15 protein-coding genes and 1 pseudogene are annotated in these 15585 nt (G+C 44.5%); 4 read left to right on the top strand and 12 right to left on the bottom strand.

The genetic code is table 11. The features are described from left to right. Window positions 1–212: 212 nt before the first annotated feature. Window positions 213–650 (top strand): GNAT family N-acetyltransferase, encoded by a 438-nt coding sequence (locus LQ229_RS12025; protein ID WP_356710591.1) that lies wholly within the window; start codon window positions 213–215, stop codon window positions 648–650. Between the two features lie 127 nt (window positions 651–777). Here the strand turns inward: LQ229_RS12025 and LQ229_RS12020 are convergent, their stop codons facing one another. Beyond that, the gene (locus LQ229_RS12020; RefSeq protein WP_230191839.1) at window positions 778–2613 is read right to left on the bottom strand and encodes an alkaline phosphatase; all 1836 of its coding nucleotides are present in this window, start codon (window positions 2611–2613) and stop codon (window positions 778–780) included. 99 nt (window positions 2614–2712) lie between these two features. On the opposite strand from LQ229_RS12020, the pseudogene LQ229_RS12015 reads away from it, so the two are divergent. Together LQ229_RS12015 and LQ229_RS27105 are read left to right on the top strand one after the other, a co-directional pair. Beyond that, window positions 2713–2826 (top strand): annotated as a pseudogene (locus LQ229_RS12015) (TetR/AcrR family transcriptional regulator); the annotation flags it as partial. A gap of 62 nt (window positions 2827–2888) precedes the next feature. Continuing rightward, window positions 2889–3440, top strand: a complete 552-nt coding sequence (locus LQ229_RS27105; protein ID WP_356710540.1) for an SMR family transporter — start codon at window positions 2889–2891, stop codon at window positions 3438–3440. Between the two features lie 49 nt (window positions 3441–3489). Here LQ229_RS27105 and LQ229_RS12000 read toward each other — a convergent pair whose 3' ends face one another. From LQ229_RS12000 to LQ229_RS11970, 7 genes are all read right to left on the bottom strand, one after another. Next, the gene (locus LQ229_RS12000; RefSeq protein WP_230191838.1) at window positions 3490–4107 is read right to left on the bottom strand and encodes a copper amine oxidase N-terminal domain-containing protein; all 618 of its coding nucleotides are present in this window, start codon (window positions 4105–4107) and stop codon (window positions 3490–3492) included. Window positions 4108–4128: 21 nt separating this feature from the next. Next, window positions 4129–5628: a M56 family metallopeptidase gene (locus LQ229_RS11995; RefSeq protein ID WP_230191837.1), complete on the bottom strand. Its 1500-nt coding sequence runs from the start codon at window positions 5626–5628 to the stop codon at window positions 4129–4131. Then, window positions 5625–6005, bottom strand: a complete 381-nt coding sequence (locus LQ229_RS11990; RefSeq protein WP_230191836.1) for a BlaI/MecI/CopY family transcriptional regulator — start codon at window positions 6003–6005, stop codon at window positions 5625–5627. The genes LQ229_RS11995 and LQ229_RS11990 overlap by 4 nt, the downstream gene beginning before the upstream one ends. A gap of 159 nt (window positions 6006–6164) precedes the next feature. After that, complete coding sequence (locus LQ229_RS11985) at window positions 6165–7472, bottom strand: MFS transporter (protein ID WP_230191835.1); 1308 nt, start codon at window positions 7470–7472, stop codon at window positions 6165–6167. A gap of 14 nt (window positions 7473–7486) precedes the next feature. Beyond that, complete coding sequence (locus tag LQ229_RS11980) at window positions 7487–8902, bottom strand: FGGY family carbohydrate kinase (protein WP_230191834.1); 1416 nt, start codon at window positions 8900–8902, stop codon at window positions 7487–7489. 24 nt (window positions 8903–8926) lie between these two features. Then, on the bottom strand, window positions 8927–10408 hold the full coding sequence (locus LQ229_RS11975) for an FAD-binding oxidoreductase (protein WP_230191833.1): 1482 nt from the start codon (window positions 10406–10408) through the stop codon (window positions 8927–8929). Between the two features lie 37 nt (window positions 10409–10445). Next, complete coding sequence (locus tag LQ229_RS11970) at window positions 10446–11204, bottom strand: SDR family NAD(P)-dependent oxidoreductase (protein ID WP_230191901.1); 759 nt, start codon at window positions 11202–11204, stop codon at window positions 10446–10448. A gap of 291 nt (window positions 11205–11495) precedes the next feature. Here LQ229_RS11970 and LQ229_RS11965 point away from each other — a divergent pair, with 291 nt between their 5' ends. Further along, a complete protein-coding gene (locus tag LQ229_RS11965; protein ID WP_230191832.1) occupies window positions 11496–12224 on the top strand; it encodes an SIS domain-containing protein in 729 nt (242 codons plus the stop codon). A gap of 255 nt (window positions 12225–12479) precedes the next feature. Here LQ229_RS11965 and LQ229_RS11960 read toward each other — a convergent pair whose 3' ends face one another. From LQ229_RS11960 to LQ229_RS11945, 4 genes are read right to left on the bottom strand one after another with little or no spacing between them, the layout of a single operon-like run. Continuing rightward, on the bottom strand, window positions 12480–12743 hold the full coding sequence (locus LQ229_RS11960; RefSeq protein ID WP_230191831.1) for an acyl carrier protein: 264 nt from the start codon (window positions 12741–12743) through the stop codon (window positions 12480–12482). After that, window positions 12744–13769, bottom strand: coding sequence for an HAD-IIIC family phosphatase (locus LQ229_RS11955; protein ID WP_230191830.1), 1026 nt, complete (start codon window positions 13767–13769; stop codon window positions 12744–12746). After that, a complete protein-coding gene (locus LQ229_RS11950) occupies window positions 13762–14235 on the bottom strand; it encodes a GNAT family N-acetyltransferase (protein ID WP_230191829.1) in 474 nt (157 codons plus the stop codon). Before LQ229_RS11950 ends, LQ229_RS11955 begins: the two co-directional genes overlap by 8 nt. Further along, window positions 14216–15418: a bis-aminopropyl spermidine synthase family protein gene (locus tag LQ229_RS11945; protein ID WP_230191828.1), complete on the bottom strand. Its 1203-nt coding sequence runs from the start codon at window positions 15416–15418 to the stop codon at window positions 14216–14218. Before LQ229_RS11945 ends, LQ229_RS11950 begins: the two co-directional genes overlap by 20 nt. Between the last annotated feature and the right edge of the window lie 167 nt (window positions 15419–15585).

Genomic DNA, 15585 nt, shown 5'->3' with positions numbered 1-15585 from the left:
CTATTGTTAGAATGAGGGTTCAACCATATCGCCCGAATCACAACATTATGTTATAAGTCGCTTGCAAAAAATGCTATAATAAGGCGATCGAAATTAATAAGAAATGGGCGGTAAGCATGAATGTATATAGGGATTGGAGACATACGATTACCATCGTCAAATAAGCCATGGAAAGGAGCGTGATAAAAAAAGAAAAGGAGTAGAACGATATGATGAAAAATAGAAAAGCAACCGCTAATGATTTTGATGCAATACTAAATCTATGGGAAGCGTCCGTAACTGCCACCCATCTTTTTTTGGATCCCAACGATAAACAAGAGTTCAAAAAAGAAATACCCTTGTATTTGCCCGAACTTGATGTACGTCTTTGGTATGCCGAAGATGCTTTGATTGGATTTAGCGCAATCAATAAAAATCACTTGGAGATGTTGTTTCTGGATCCGAATGAAATTGGAAAAGGGTACGGACAACAAATCATTCAATCATTAATCAATGATTTTGGGATAACAACCGTTGATGTAAATAAACAGAACGAGAATGCGACAAGGTTTTACTTAAAAAGCGGCTTTGCAATTGTCAGCGAGGATTTGACGGATGCCACAGGCCGCCCCTACCCGATTTTACATTTGAAGTATAAGGAAAAGAACTAGTCGTTTTCGTCGCCTGGCCGAACGGTTCGGTATGACGGTTATTGCGGAAAGGATTAGGAAGATGCACAAAGCCCGGTCGAACAGAAATGTTGTTCGCCGGGCTTTACGGCTTGGATAACAATATGAATTAGTCGGTCTTCAGACCGAGCGCTGTCACCATATAACGGAAAACTTGCGTATTGTCCATGTAACCCGTAAACAATTCCGACCCGGGACCCATCGTATTGATCGGCACGTCGTCGAAGGTATGCACTTCTACGCTTTCATCATGCGGAATATTGCCGTTAAAATGAATGCCGTTCGGATCCTTATCGGGATTTGCGATATACCAAGTTTTATCCTTTACATTGGGATCCTGAACGGTAGGGCTGATCGGCTGCGGATTGGTCAAATAATCTTCGTTATAATCCGGATGGTTGCCCCAACCGACCGCAAGCTTCCAGTCCGCATCCGGGTTATCCGGGAAACCGTCCCCGTCCGAATCGACATAGGTCGGGAATTTCGATTTTTCATAGGTTCCGACAAGCTCTCTCAATTCTTCCCCGCTTTTGCCGGCCGCTTCTTTCGTGTTGTACGTCCCGTTCAATGTCATAGAATGGCCGTGATCGGCAGTGACAATAACCAAAGTGTCTTTATGCCGTTTCGCGTATTCTTTTGCCAGTCCGACCGTTTTGTCGAATTCGATCGTATCCCAAATCAGTCGTTCAAAGTCCATGGGATGCGCCATTTTGTCGATGGACGCGCCTTCGATCATTAAAAAGAAGCCGTTTTTGTTGTTGTCGAGCGCGTCGAGCGCTTTGGCCGACATCTCCCTCAAAGTCGGTTGATCGTTATCCTTGCCTACGATGTCGGGATTATTGGGCTGCGTATACTCCCGATCGAAATACACATTCATATTCCCTTTTTTGAACAGGCCGAGGATTTGATCGGCGCCGTTTATCCGGTTTAATTCGGTTGCGTTGGCAGCGTAAGAGTAGCCCTCCGATTTGAATGCGTCGATCATATTTTTATTGTCCTTCCGTTTGCCGCCCTCGCTCTCGGGCAAGAACCATTCCAAGCCCCCGCCCATAATGACATCCGGTCGCGAATGGATCTCATGATACATATTGACGATCGCTTCGGAAGTGCTGCGTTTGCGGGTATGCGCCGCCATGGCGGCCGGTGTGGCGTCGGTTACGTCCGACGTCGTTACAACGCCCGTAGCCATGCCTTTGGTTCGTTTAACAAGCTCGATTATATTTTCGACTCTAGGGTCGTCGAGCGGATCGGCCGTGTTGTCCGGATAGACCCCTTCCGCATTGACCGCCGTCTTGTGGCCGGTCGCATAAGCGGAAGCCGAATTGGCGGAGTCCGTTACAATGGAATCCATACCGGAGGTCGTGACCATTCCCATATGGTCCATTTGTTCCATTTCCAGCCAACCTTTGAATTTGCCTTCCTCTATTCCTTTAGAAACGACGCGCGCCGCAGTCCGAATATTGGCGCTCATGCCGTCGCCGATCATCAGAATGATGTTTTTCGCGTTCTTGCCGTTTCCGTATGCTTCATAGATTTCATAATTGACGGATTGGGAGACGGTCTTGTTTCCAACCTTGACGGCTGCATGGACGGTCGCATTGCCGGCTTGGGGGAAACTGACGCCGCGGATCGTGAATTCCGCGCTGTCCTTATTGGCGTTCGTAAGTTGCGCGTTCTTGCCGAAATATTGCTCGGCATCTTTCCCGTTAACGGTCACTTGAATATTCTGAGGCTTGACATTGCCATGGTTCAGTTCCACTCTGAAATCGAACTTCTGCCCGGCAAGTATGGTTGCACGGTCGATCGGTAAAATCGTAAGCGAAGCCTCCGTCTCCTGCTTGACTTGCGCGGCCTCGTCAAACGCGCCCATCGGGACAGCTTGGGCAAAAACGAGACTGACTCCGATCAATGCGGCTGCCAGATTAATCGGCAATTTCTTGTTCATCCCATAAAACCTCCTCTTATATCTTTCTTGGCGACTTTATGGTACTAAACAAGAATTAAATCTGTTATTGATTTTTGTAATTCAATTGTAAAATAAAGGTTGATTGAATCCGCTGCGGAGCAAGTCTTTTTATACGATGCGTACGATTTTCAAAATGAATCCAATCAGAAGGCAGAATTATTGACGTTGTTAGAGCATGCTTTGCGTCCGTGAAGTATGTTGTCTTTTGATCAAAAAAAATGACTGAACGTCATTCATATTGGAGGGTGTGGGAGATGAACAAGTATTGGATGTATGTAATCATCACATGTGTATTAGAGATGGTTTGGGTTTTCGGATTTAGCACAGCGGATTCTCTATGGCAGTGGATACTGCTCGCAGGCGTTATTATCGTTGATTTTTATTTTTTGTCCAAAGCCTGCGAAGGCCTGCCTACCGGAACGGTCTATGCCGTATTCGCGGGAGCAGGTTCGATCGGAACGGTAGTCATGGATTCGTTTTTATTTGGCGGAACGATGAACATGGTTACATTGCTCTTCATCGGGCTGCTTGTAGCCGGCGTTGTCGGTTTGAAGCTGTTTAGCCGGGATAAGAATATTCGCAACGGCGCATTATTCGCGGGCGGATTTGCACTGTCATTCGGTCTGCTGTATCAGGCATTCGGCTACTTGCAATTGAGTATCGCTTATGCCGTATGGATCGGTATAGGAACGGCGGGCGCCGTGTTGATCAATATGATCTTCTTCGGAGAGTCCAAAAGCGCATCCCGCATTGCCAGCTTAATCCTGATCATCATTGGCGTCACAGGACTAAAGCTTGTTTCATAAAGGGCGTACCCCTGGCCTTTCGAGCCAGGGGTCAATTGCATCTTTGGCATCAGGATTCCGAAGACTGCTCCGCCGTTTCGTTGGCAAACGTCGCCGTCCGTGTAGCTGCATCCCAGTCAACCTTTACGCCCAGCAATTCGGCAAGAGGCCTGACGGGAAGGAAGGTCACGTTGTTTTTCACCGTCGGCGCTGCCTTTTCAAGCATTACCTTTTCCCCGTCAACCAGCATTTCCGATTTTCCAACATGCAGAATGATACTTTTCTTGTCATTTTTCAACGTAATTTTTTGCTCGCTTTGTTCCCAATTTACTTCAAACCCGAATGCGTCCGCAAGGGCCTTTAACGGAATCATCGTCCGGCCGTCCTCGCTATACGGCTCCGCTCCGCTTCCGAATATGGTATGCAGGTATTGCCCATTTACCAGGACTTTGACTTGGTTTTTCTTCGCTTCCTCACAAGTGGGAAGGTCTATTGCTACTTTCTTTCCATCGATGACCACACCCCCTTTATTATTCCCACCGTCTGAGCAGGAAAGCGTGGGAACACCATCCGACCAATAGAAATTGTCAGCCGGATTCGCCGCATACGCCGTATTTCCGATCAACAGGACAACAACCAATCCGAACATCGTTGAAAGTTTCCATTTTGTTTGCAACAAAATCATCATCTCCCCGGTACCTCTAATTTATTAATTTGACTTTCGCAGATCCCAGCCATAAGTCTTGTTGATCGCATCCAATTCTTTTTGCGGGAGTGCATCGACATAGGCTTGAGGTACGGAATTTTTCTCAATACCTTTTTTGGTAATCGCTACAAGCTCCTCGGTAGTAAAACTTTCTATCCTTTTCAGTTCCAAGCCATAAGTCTCATTGATCTCATCCAAATCTTTTTGCGGGAGTTGATCGACAAAATGTTGAGGTATGAAAAGATCTATAGGTATGGAAGAATTATAAGGTGCAGAAGAATGATCGTTAATCAATTGTTTCATCATCTCTACAATCTCCTCAGTTGTATATTCCGGCGGCGTTAAACTTTTTCTCATTTCGGGTACCTCGGTTACATTTCCATCCTTATCGTAATAGAGGACCGTTCCGTCCTCCAATTGAACGTAAACATTGCGGCCTTGAGGTTTTTTATCCGTCGGAATTTGGGGCGGCACGACTTCGTTCGGCACTGCCCTGTCCGGCACGGCCGATTCGGCAGCGGACGCAACAAGTCCGCCAATTCCAACCATTGAGATTGTTGCGGCAAGAGAGAGTATCATAATCGACTTATTTAGTTTCTTCGCATGCATCAGGTTCGTAAGTCTCCTTTTCATATATTTTTTGGCATTGCAAAGACCGCTGGTAAAAACCACATTTCTTTGCATAACGCCATACTCCAGCATGGTTAACAGCGTTTCGCCGTATACCCTGCGGCTTTCCGTATCCATGTCCTGAACGACCTTTTCGTCACAGGAGAGTTCGCAAAGCGTAAGCAACTGCTTGTTGAGCAAATAGGCCGCCGGATTAAACCAATGAACCGCGTTGGCAACCAGTACGATCAGTTTCATCAGCAGGTCGCCGCGCTTTACATGAACGAGCTCGTGGGAAATAATCATGGCCAGCTCTTTATCTCCCAATGGGGTATCCGGCAAAACAACAATGGGTTTCCACAGTCCCATGACCATGGGTGTTGTCGCATGGGGACTGACGATGACCTTGACAGGGCAGTCAACCGTCTCGCATACGAAGCTTTTTTGCAAAATGGACCGCTTGAAAGCCCGATATTTTTTCACATTCATAGCAAGAAAGACAATGGTTCCCGCTGCCCAAATCAGCATGGCGGTTAAAACGATTGCTTGAAGGTTTTCCATCCGCGGCAGACTGGCAAACAGTTCATTGGGAAACGAACGGTGACTTGCCGTTTGTTCGATTGCCAGGACATGCATATCGTATAGATATGGTTCCGTCGTCTGCCTCGCCGGCGGGCTTGTGCCGGTATCGGGCACAATAGAGCGAATAAGCGGACCAAGCCGGCCAATGATCGCCGAACCGCCAAGCAGAAAGAACACAGGAATAAAACCGGTGTAATAATGCCAAGTCTGCGAAAACAGTTTTTGCGTAATTGGCTTTACACTGGTTTGCACGATCCAAATGATCGTCCCGACGAATGACGCAATGACGAGAGACGAGAGGAGACCGATCATTTTCCACCTTCCCTGCGTGCAAACCACTCTTTTAGCTCCGTGATGTCCTTTTGGCTGAGTTCTTCGTCATCAACCAGAGAAGCGATAAAATTTTTAACCTTCCCGTTGTACAGGCGGTTTAAAAAGGTCTTTGTTTCGTACTTCTTGTACTCTTGCAGCGTCAAGGCAGGATCATAATAGTTCACCTTGCCGCTCATAGATTTGGTCAAAAACCCTTTTTCAATCAGCCGCTTCAGTATGGTCGATACGGTTGAAGTCTTCCACCCTTTGCTGTCGAAAAGATCCAAAAGCTGTGCAACCGTTACGGGCATTCCTAATTCCCATATCACCTCCATCACTTCCATCTCTGTTTCAGACAGTCTTCCTAAATTTTTCATTGGCGCGCACCTCTGATTTTTTACTCCGACAATTTGTCGCAGTTCTATAGTACGACAACTCGTCGCAGATGTCAAATGAAACAGGGAAATCTTACGGCAATAGCAAAGCCGAACCGCGCGCCGCTTCGATCGGCATCATGGTTCGGCTTATATAATCGTTCAGGAAGCACTTGTTAACTGTTCTGTTTCAATTCCTTTTTTACTGTTTCTCTTCACCGAGATTTTAAAGATAGACGTTAATAAGATCGCGATTACACCTGCCGATGCACAGAACGTAAAGTATGCATTATAGCCGCCGTTGTCTCCATAAGTATTAAAGAAGTAAATGTTTGCGATAGGTATTAAAATATCTGGTAAATAGCCTAAAAGCGATATAAATCCGATTGAAAGACCCAGGATCTCTTCTTTTATATTACAATCACCCAGCAATGACCAGTAGAGACCTCTAATCATATAAACCATTAATCCAGTAGATACTACCAGAACGTTATAGTACATATGAGGCAAAGTAATAGGCAAAAATGCTACAATAAATAAGAAAACTGCTGCTGCCCCTAAGGCTAATATTAAGATGCTGCTCTTCCCAAATTTATCTCCTAAAAATCCGCCTAATAATCCGCCGATTGGCCGCATCCAAAGCATGATAACGGTCACTTGACCTACAGTTGCCGCATCAATTTTTATATTCGTCTGCAAAAATCCGCCTAGATAATAAACAGACCATGCCACAATATAGGACATAAATATGATACCGCCTAGCAGCCATACAAATTTATTCCTAAATATTTCTTTGAAGACTTTAACATCAAGTTTAAAATTATTTTCTGCGTTAGATGAAGACTCTACTTTTTCGGTAGAAGATTTATCTTCTTTAACAAAGATTAGAAATAGGATGGAGACCAATATAAGCACAGTGGAATACATGTAGACAACAGCTTGCAGGGCCTCTTTTTTGTGAATATATTCCGTACTATGACCTAATATGCTAGAAAAAATTAATATGGCAACACTAGCTAAAATAGCCTCTATAACCCCTTTTCCGCCATCTAAAGCACCAAAGAACCGTCCCTCTTCTTCCTTTTTGGCAATTAGCTTAACAAGCTTTAAATGGGCTGACCAAAAAGTGAAAACTGAAAAAATTCCCCAAATCGTAAATATGACGATAACCATGGAATGGCTCGGAATTTGAGCAAACCAAATCCCGGTAAGTCCACAAATCAACAGTGAAATAAATATCAGTTTTTTGGAGGAAAATCGATCGGCGAGCCAACCGCTTGGAAAATATCCTAAGATAAAAGCTACACCCAAAACCGAAAATATAGCATTCAAATCTACAAGAGTGATTCCAAAAACTTGTAAAATAGTTTCCTGATAATTTGTTTTTAAATAAATGAGCGGATAGATGGATCCTGCTGCTAAGACGATAAGAAAGAATTGGAAATACCTGCTAAAGTTTTTCGCTGCCATAGTATAACTCCCTTTTATTTAAAAATCGGATAGGTTCGTTTTAAAATCTCATCCGTATGCTCCCTCACATTTTTAACGACAGTATCGTTAATTTTATTGTAAAACTCATGATTTTGGCGATTTGGCATAAACGTTTGTTGCGTTTTAACCATTTTACTTGCAGCTTCATAGAAATCTTTGTAAACGGTTAAATATTGGCATACGCATATAGCAGCTCCCAGGCACGCAGTACTGCTTCCTTCGCGTCTTTGCACCGGCAATCCAAAAATATCGGCAATCATTTGCATCATCAAATCGCTTTTGGATCCGCCGCCTATGACTACTAAATCATTTAACTCTACATCTATTTCCTGTAACATATCGTCAATATTATTTTTAATATTGTATGCAATCGCTTCCAATATAGAGCGATAAATGTGGAATTTTGTATGGCGCTGGTCGAAACCTATCATAATTCCTTTTCTATAAGGTATAGATGGCGTAGGTAACCAGTCTAGAATGGTAATCAAACCGTCACTGCCCGCTGGAACATCTTGGGCTTTCCTATTCAAATACTCCTCCTCCGATATGTCTAGCTTTCCAGCTTCAGTAACCAGTTCTTCGCCAATTAGTTTTTTAAACCAGCTCACGGTCCACATACCGCGTCTGATTCCATTCGATTCATAAACATATTTAAATGGAATACACGCAAGCGTTGGAAAAAAATTTCGAGCATTTTCAAAGTATTCATTTCTGAGCAACATAGAGGAAATGAACGTTCCTAGCGATATCATAATGGATCCTTCGTCCTTAATTCCGGCACCCAAAACCTCTACAGCTTTATCGTTTGCTGTGGCTACTACCGGTATATCTGTATTCAGACCAAATTCATAAGCCAGTTCTTGTCGCAGCGTTCCTAGCTTGTCTCCAGGTTTTACGAGATCAAATAGCATTTCCCTTTTCAAGCCGTTTGCCTTCATGACTTCATCGTCATCGGACCAATCCAACGTTTCGCGGTCTAACGGCCAGTTAACTTCATAGTTTGCAGCCGTGTCCTTACGTTGCCCTGTCAGTCTAAAGCCTAGATAACCCGAAGTTGTCGTTACATACTTTACCCGATCATCGGTATGTTCATATGGTTTCGCCAGTCTAGAATCCATCCAGCTTATCACAGGATAAGCTAGATGGCCATCTTCTTGTAACAAAACGCGACAACATCTAATTGTACATAAGCCGATTCCGGCAATATCTTTCGAATTGCCCGTGAAATTGGCAAGGCAATTTTTCATTCCTTCATACACACTGTCCCATAAATCATCGTCAGGATGAATCACTACACCCGGTTTAGGCGATAAAGTGTCTTGTAATTGATACGAACCGAAAGCCACTTCATTTCCTTCCAAATCGTAAATCGCTACTTTGGTGCTTTGCGAGCCATTATCAATCCCCATTACATACCTGCTCACAAATTCACCTCATTTCCGACCCTTTATAAATTTCATGCCTTCTTCTTGAGGGAAAATCGTACCGAAATTCATGATGCCGTTAGGGTCAAAAGCTTCCTTTAATTTTTGCAACATGTAGTAAGCGGAACCGTGCTCTTCTTCTGTCCACTGAGTGCGATATTTTCCAATACCATGGTGATGACACATGGATCCGCCAAGTTTTAACGTTTCTTCGATAATAATGGAATGGATTGGATGATGATAAATTCTCATTTCATCTTCAGGCGCACAATTTATTTTATAGTTGTATACAAAATACATATTCGTTCCATTCATATAACTATGGGACGAGTGTCCGCCAAGCATTGTTATATCTTCTATTCTGTCAAACTCTTCCCTTACTCTTCTCATGACATTATGATAAATCTTAACAATATTGTCCCAATCCGCCGATACTTCTGTTGTGAAACCGTCATGCTTGCCATGAGCAATCATTCCTTGGAATTCATCATCAATGTCTTGTTGCGTCCAATTCAAGTTATGAAACCAATTCTCTATTAATTTGTCCTCAACTTTTTCTATTACGCCTTCTTGAAATTTAGAAACCGCTTCTTCAATCGCTTCTACAGTTGCCTTCACAATACTCTTCGGTCCTTCCGACATAAGAATTAAAACACATTTGTCTTTATGGAAGTGAGAAAAATGTTGTCTTGCATCTTCTTCAGAATACACGCGTGCAACGGATGGTTTAAAACCGTTTACAATAACTTCTCTTAGAATTTTAATACCTGTATCAATATCATTTATGAGATATCCGTGGAACACATTGTTTTCAGGGTAGTATTTAAAGATTTTCACTGTCACTTCCGTAATGTAGCACAGCGTTCCTTCATTACCGATTGCAATATGCCTGATGTCCGGACCGCCGGCTCTTCTTGGCACGTTTTTTATTCTGGAAATATGTCCGCTTGGAAATACGCATTCCAATCCTACAACCATGTCTTCAATTGCGCCGTATAACGTTGAAAATTGTCCAATACTTCTGGTTGCCAATAATCCGCCATATTGAGCAACCGGTTTTGACTGCGGAGAGTGACCTGTGGTGTAGCCGAGTTTACGCAACTCATCTTCTAACGTTTGCAGCGTGACACCGGCTTGTACTGTTGCTTGCATATTATAGGTGTCAATGTTGAGGATTCGGTTCATTTTCGATCCGTCAATGACTAAAGCGATTTCTTTCCAGTTTTCAAGGCCTCCTTCCGTAGCTGTTTTTCCGCTTCTAGGAATCACATTAATATTATTTTTATTGCAGAACATTAGAAGCGACTTCACTTCTTCGGCTGAGTATGGATAAACAATTGCCATAGGCATTGGAACATCAAGGGCTTTTTTCGCTTTAGCATATTTTTTGTAACGATCTGCCGACGCATCGTAAAGCGCTTCATAATCCGTATTGATTTGTTCCGCTGAAATCATAGTCGCTAAATCTTTTAATAACTGTTCCTTCATCATAGTATCGCTTTCTCCTTTTATTAAAGGCTATTTTCTCTTATCGTACTAAGTATCCGCCATCAACATTTACTAAGGTGCCATTGACATAATTTGAAGCTTCTGAAGCTAAAAAGACAACCGTACCCATTAAATCTAAAATATATCCCCATCTATTGGCCGGAATATGGTCTAAAATACGTTGATTGGCTGCAGGGTTAGCTCTTGTCTCCGCTGTAAGTTCGGTAGCAAAATAACCAGGCGCAATACCGTTAACTTGGATATTAAATTGAGCTAATTCATCGCAATACGCTTTGGTGAAACCTGCCAAACCGTGTTTGCTTGCAGCGTAAGCCGGCGACCATTGCCCTCCAAGATACGAAAACAAAGAGCACGTATTAATGATCTTTCCGCTTCGTTGTGGAATCATGTACTTAGCCGCCTCATGAGACAATTCGAAACAAGCTGTTAAATTGAGGGAGATCATTTTATCCCATTGAACTCTGGTAAACTTGGTTACATCCGGTTCGTTAATACACATTCCCGCGTTATTCATAAGAATATCGATTTTTCCATAAGTTTTAATGCATTCTTCCGCAACTTTTTTACAAGCGCCATCTTTAGTAATATCCGCAATCATAAGATGGTAACGAACGCCTTCCGCTTCAATCATTTTTTTCGTTTCATCATGATCATCAGCTATGCTGACCGCAAAAATGTCCGCCCCTGCTTTTGCAAACGCCAGTGCAAAACCTTGCCCCAATCCGGAATTTCCTCCAGTGATGATTGCAACTTTTCCTTTTAAGCTGAAAAAATCCATTGAGAAATCTTTGATATCGGTTTTTTCCGTACTCAAGTTTACACCTGCTTCCTCTCAAATTTCTTTTTGACAAGGTCATTCTAACATAAAAAAATCTAAATTCAAAGAAAATTTTCTAGTTTCTTAACATTTGTCATTCGTTTTTGGAAAATTTCTAATTGACAATTCCATTTCTATGCCGTTGTAACTCTTCTTATGCTTCATAAATGCGACAACGACCTTGACAAAAACGCGATTCATTAGTTCAATTTAAGATGAAACGAATTCCAAAATATTTAAAAAAGAGGAAATATGATAAATATAAATGTAAACAAATTAAATCAGTTGGAGCTATCTATCCATAACAAACTTTCTAAAATGGTCGAACAAAATCATAATCTTAAAATATTAGAAGCGGCTGATTATTGTAATGTATCTCCTTCTAAAATATCAAAACTTGTAAGAAAACTAGGATTTGAAAATTTCAAACAGTATAAGCTATTTTTTGGAGGTCAGCGCATCGTTTCTGAAGACAAAAAAAAGTCAAGCGAGCTAGAGAGGCTAAAAAACTTTTTAGAAACGTTCGATCCGGTTTTGGTCGATAATTTTATAACGATTTTCAAGAAATTCAACAGAATCGTTTTGTTCGGGCTAGGTCCGTCATTTATTTGTGTGGAATACTTTGCTTATAAACTCGCTCTAGTATCGGGAAAAAGTATTTTTGTGTCCCAAAGCGAAACTCATGCTCAACATTTGGTTGATGAAGAAACTCTTTTTATTGTTTTTTCAGTAACCGGTAAATTTACTTCCTTTGAAAACCTGTTCAATACAGTAAAGTCTTATGGGACAGAAGTATTGCTCATTTTAGAAGAATATAATAATTCTTTAGCTTTAGAAATTGATAATATTTTTTACTTAACAAAATCTACCCAAAATGAAAATTTGTTGCCCTTTGAGAAAACTCGAACCGTATTCTTTATCTTCATAGAAGAAGTGATTGCAAGACTAATGTCAGACCGAGATACAAATACCGCACATTAACGGCGGCCGCGGTTTCCCCGGAACGAAACGAATCAGGGAACAGGATGTTATACATGAGAAGACTGTGGAATATCGTAAAGAGGATTTGAAATCGATGAACCACTCGGAGCCGGTACCCGCAAACGGAACGATCCTTTTTCATAGATAGTACCTCCCATTTGTTCACTTATCTTAGTTCCGCACGCATGGATGTCTACGAACAAGCGGGAGGTATTCGAAGCTTATTTACAATCGCCTAATACACACGGGTCATCATCAAGTTACAGTCTCCAAAAAAGAGACGACACTTCCCACGCTCGACAAGTTATCCAACGTAAGATCTTCATCGCCGAAGCTGATGTCAAACGCCCGCTCCAACTCAGCGACCAGCGCCAGAGCCGTGACGGAATCAAGTACGCCGCGCGGACCGAGCAGGCAAGTTTCCGCCGATACCTCTGTTGTTTCCAATAAAGCTCGTACAATTTGCACAACACGATGCTCCACATCCAATCGATCGTTAGGACGTTTACTTTCAATCATTTAACAACACTCCTCCACACGGATCCATTCCGGACCTGAATAGAAATAGGGAAACGGCAACGCATAGACCGATTCCTCTTGAACTTGCGAACGGCGCCTAAAACCTAACAGTTGCAGCAACAGTAAGGCGGGGCGATTCCGTTGCTGCGGCCGATAAAGACACACCGCTTCGGTCAGCAGCGGACGCTCCCGATGGATTCGGGCCAGAACGGCTCCCAGAAAAGCGGAACCGACGCCCCTCCCCTCCATCCGGCACGAAATGCAAAAAAGCTCGATTTCCGCTGCCGTACCATGAACATGTACCATTGCCATCGCTACCGTCCCATGATCTCCAAAACGGTCCTTCATTCGTCCGATATAAATATTTTTCCGCTCCGAATCCAAATAGGAACGTATGACAGCTTCCGACGGAGACTGAACAAGATTATTGAATTGGGTCGTACGAGACGCCAGCTCGACCATCCGCGGCAAATCCTCGTTCCGTGCGGCTCGTACGGACAAGACCATTTCGCATGAGTTCAGAAATTCCTCCCGCGTTCCGTTAAACCGCTGCTCGGCATTGTTCCGCGCCCAACGCGACATCATTTGTTGCCGTCGTCCCGACGTTTCCTCCGAGAGGACGGTTTGAAATTCGGGAAGCTCGGGCAGTCCCGCCGCGGCATCGGCTGCGTAGACATGAATGTCCGGCAAATACGTACTCGCCTCATACCGTTCGTACGGATTGTCGTCGATAAATGCGAGCGAATCGATGCCGATATTCATCTCTTGAGCGATTTTTCGAATGCTGGCGACTTTGGAGCCCCAACCGAATTGCGGATATAGGAAAAAATGATCGATTCGGAGCTGAACCAATTTTTGAAATGCGAGATCCGGGTCGTTTCGACTGGCAATGCTTTGCAGAATGCCCCTCTGATCGAGCGCAAGCAATACCTCCCGGACCCCCGGACGCAGAGCAACATCTTCGTCCTCGGACAAGGTGCCCTGCCATAACGTATCGTCGAGATCCCAGACCAAGCATTTAATCATGATTCTGCTCCTCTGTGCCGCCGCAGCCGCTATACTCCATCGTCAGATGCGTGGGTGCGAAGCCGTATTTTTTATATAAGGCACGCATCGGCAAATTATGAACATGGACATGCCCTACGATTCTGCGGGCTCCTTCTCGCTTGGCGAACAGCATGCCCGCCTCGAACAACGCGTCTACGCCTGCCGTGCCGCGAAAAGGCTCGCTGATGTAGAAGCTTCGGAACTGCATATACGCATCCTGCGTGACGGAATTCACCCTGAGACTCATCCACATCCATCCCGCGGCGCGGCCGTCCATGTCCAAGACCAGCATCCCGGGCCGTTCGCGCATCATGGCCTTCTCCAGCTTCCGCAAGTGAAAAGCGATGTCCGTAATGGCTTCTTCGCCAAAGGAGATCATGGAAATCTCTCGTTCCCAGTTCGCTATTTCGGTCAAATCATGCTCTTCAATCTGTCGTACGATCATCCTTGTCATTCCTTTCCTGGAGTACCGGTTTCTTGGCGATCATCTCAAACGTATCGTGGCCGCAGCCTGCGCAACCTTCGTTTTTAAGCTGCTCGATTGTCGCAATCTCCCCTTGTTTGCCGACATACACATCTCTGGAGCACTGCTTGCAGCGGTAAGTGCGCAGCGTCTGGTTCACTTCGCCCGTGTACAAGGCATCCGTGAATGCTTCGCGATATTCCGGCATCGTCTGATCCGTTGTCCGCAAGATGAACATCTGGCTCCGGTTGGCGATCATTTCCGCGCCTTCGTAGGCGTTGAATCGCGGAAAATTAGCGCCGACCGTCAGCCCCATCCGGACGAATTCCCGTTGCATGGCCAACATGAACGCAGGCGATTTATGGGCAAAAGACAGAAAAATCGGCAGCCCTTTCTCCCGCTTCAAAGCTTGAATCCCGCGCGATATGAACAGGCTCATCCCCTGAAGCGTATAAGGGGGATCCGTGAAGAAGCAATCGTATTGCCCGTGCAGGTTGTCCGGCAACGGCTCCCTTAAATCCACCCGGCGGCATCGAATCGGGAGTCCCCGATCCTTCGCAATCGATTCAATATAGCCCAAGAATCGTTCGTCAATATCCAGTACATCCACTTGCGTAACGCGATGTCCTCCGGCCGGAAACAACCGTTGCAACAGCAGACCGATCGACACGCTCACCAGATCGTCGTCGCCAACGCATAGAATTTTCTTTCCGATTAACGCATGCTGCTTCAAACAGAGGATCGCCCGGCGCAGACTCGTTTCCGGCGTACATTTGGATTGATCGATCTGAACGTCCACGGACGGACGCAGCGGAAACAGTTCCTCCAATATGGAGAGCACATCTTCGAGCCCCTCGGTCCATTCCGTCTCATGGAGCAAATCGCGATAAAGCGAACGGTCGAGCCCTCGGTATCCCCATTCCCGCTCGATCCATGCCAATCCGCTGGACGTGCATCGAACGCCGCGGTCTTGCATAAGCGCCCCCGCTTTCATCAATTCCCGTTTGATTGCCGCAGCCACAGGAGTAGGCAGCAGCGTTCTACGCGCCAACTCTTTTGTAGAAATCCCCGGATTCAGGTAGCATTCGAGGAGCAATTGCTCTATAACTTGCGTTCCTTCTTGCAGCCGGGTATGCTCACTTGCTTGTTCAATATAACTTTTCACCCAATCCCTCCTAAAAATTGTTCTGTTTTACGATTCTTTCGTTCTGCTTGCACCGCGTCTTCCACCTTCGACATGTCATCACTCCCTCAAAGAAAATACAAAAAGGGCAGGAATGAACATACGTCATTCCTGCCCTTTGGAGAAACCGCCTAAATAAACACCCATAA

The organism is Paenibacillus sp. CECT 9249, assembly GCF_918697855.1.
Lineage (GTDB): Bacteria > Bacillota > Bacilli > Paenibacillales > Paenibacillaceae > MSJ-34.
Note: the sequence above shows the minus strand (reverse complement) of the source record. Positions and strands in the feature narration are given on the sequence as shown.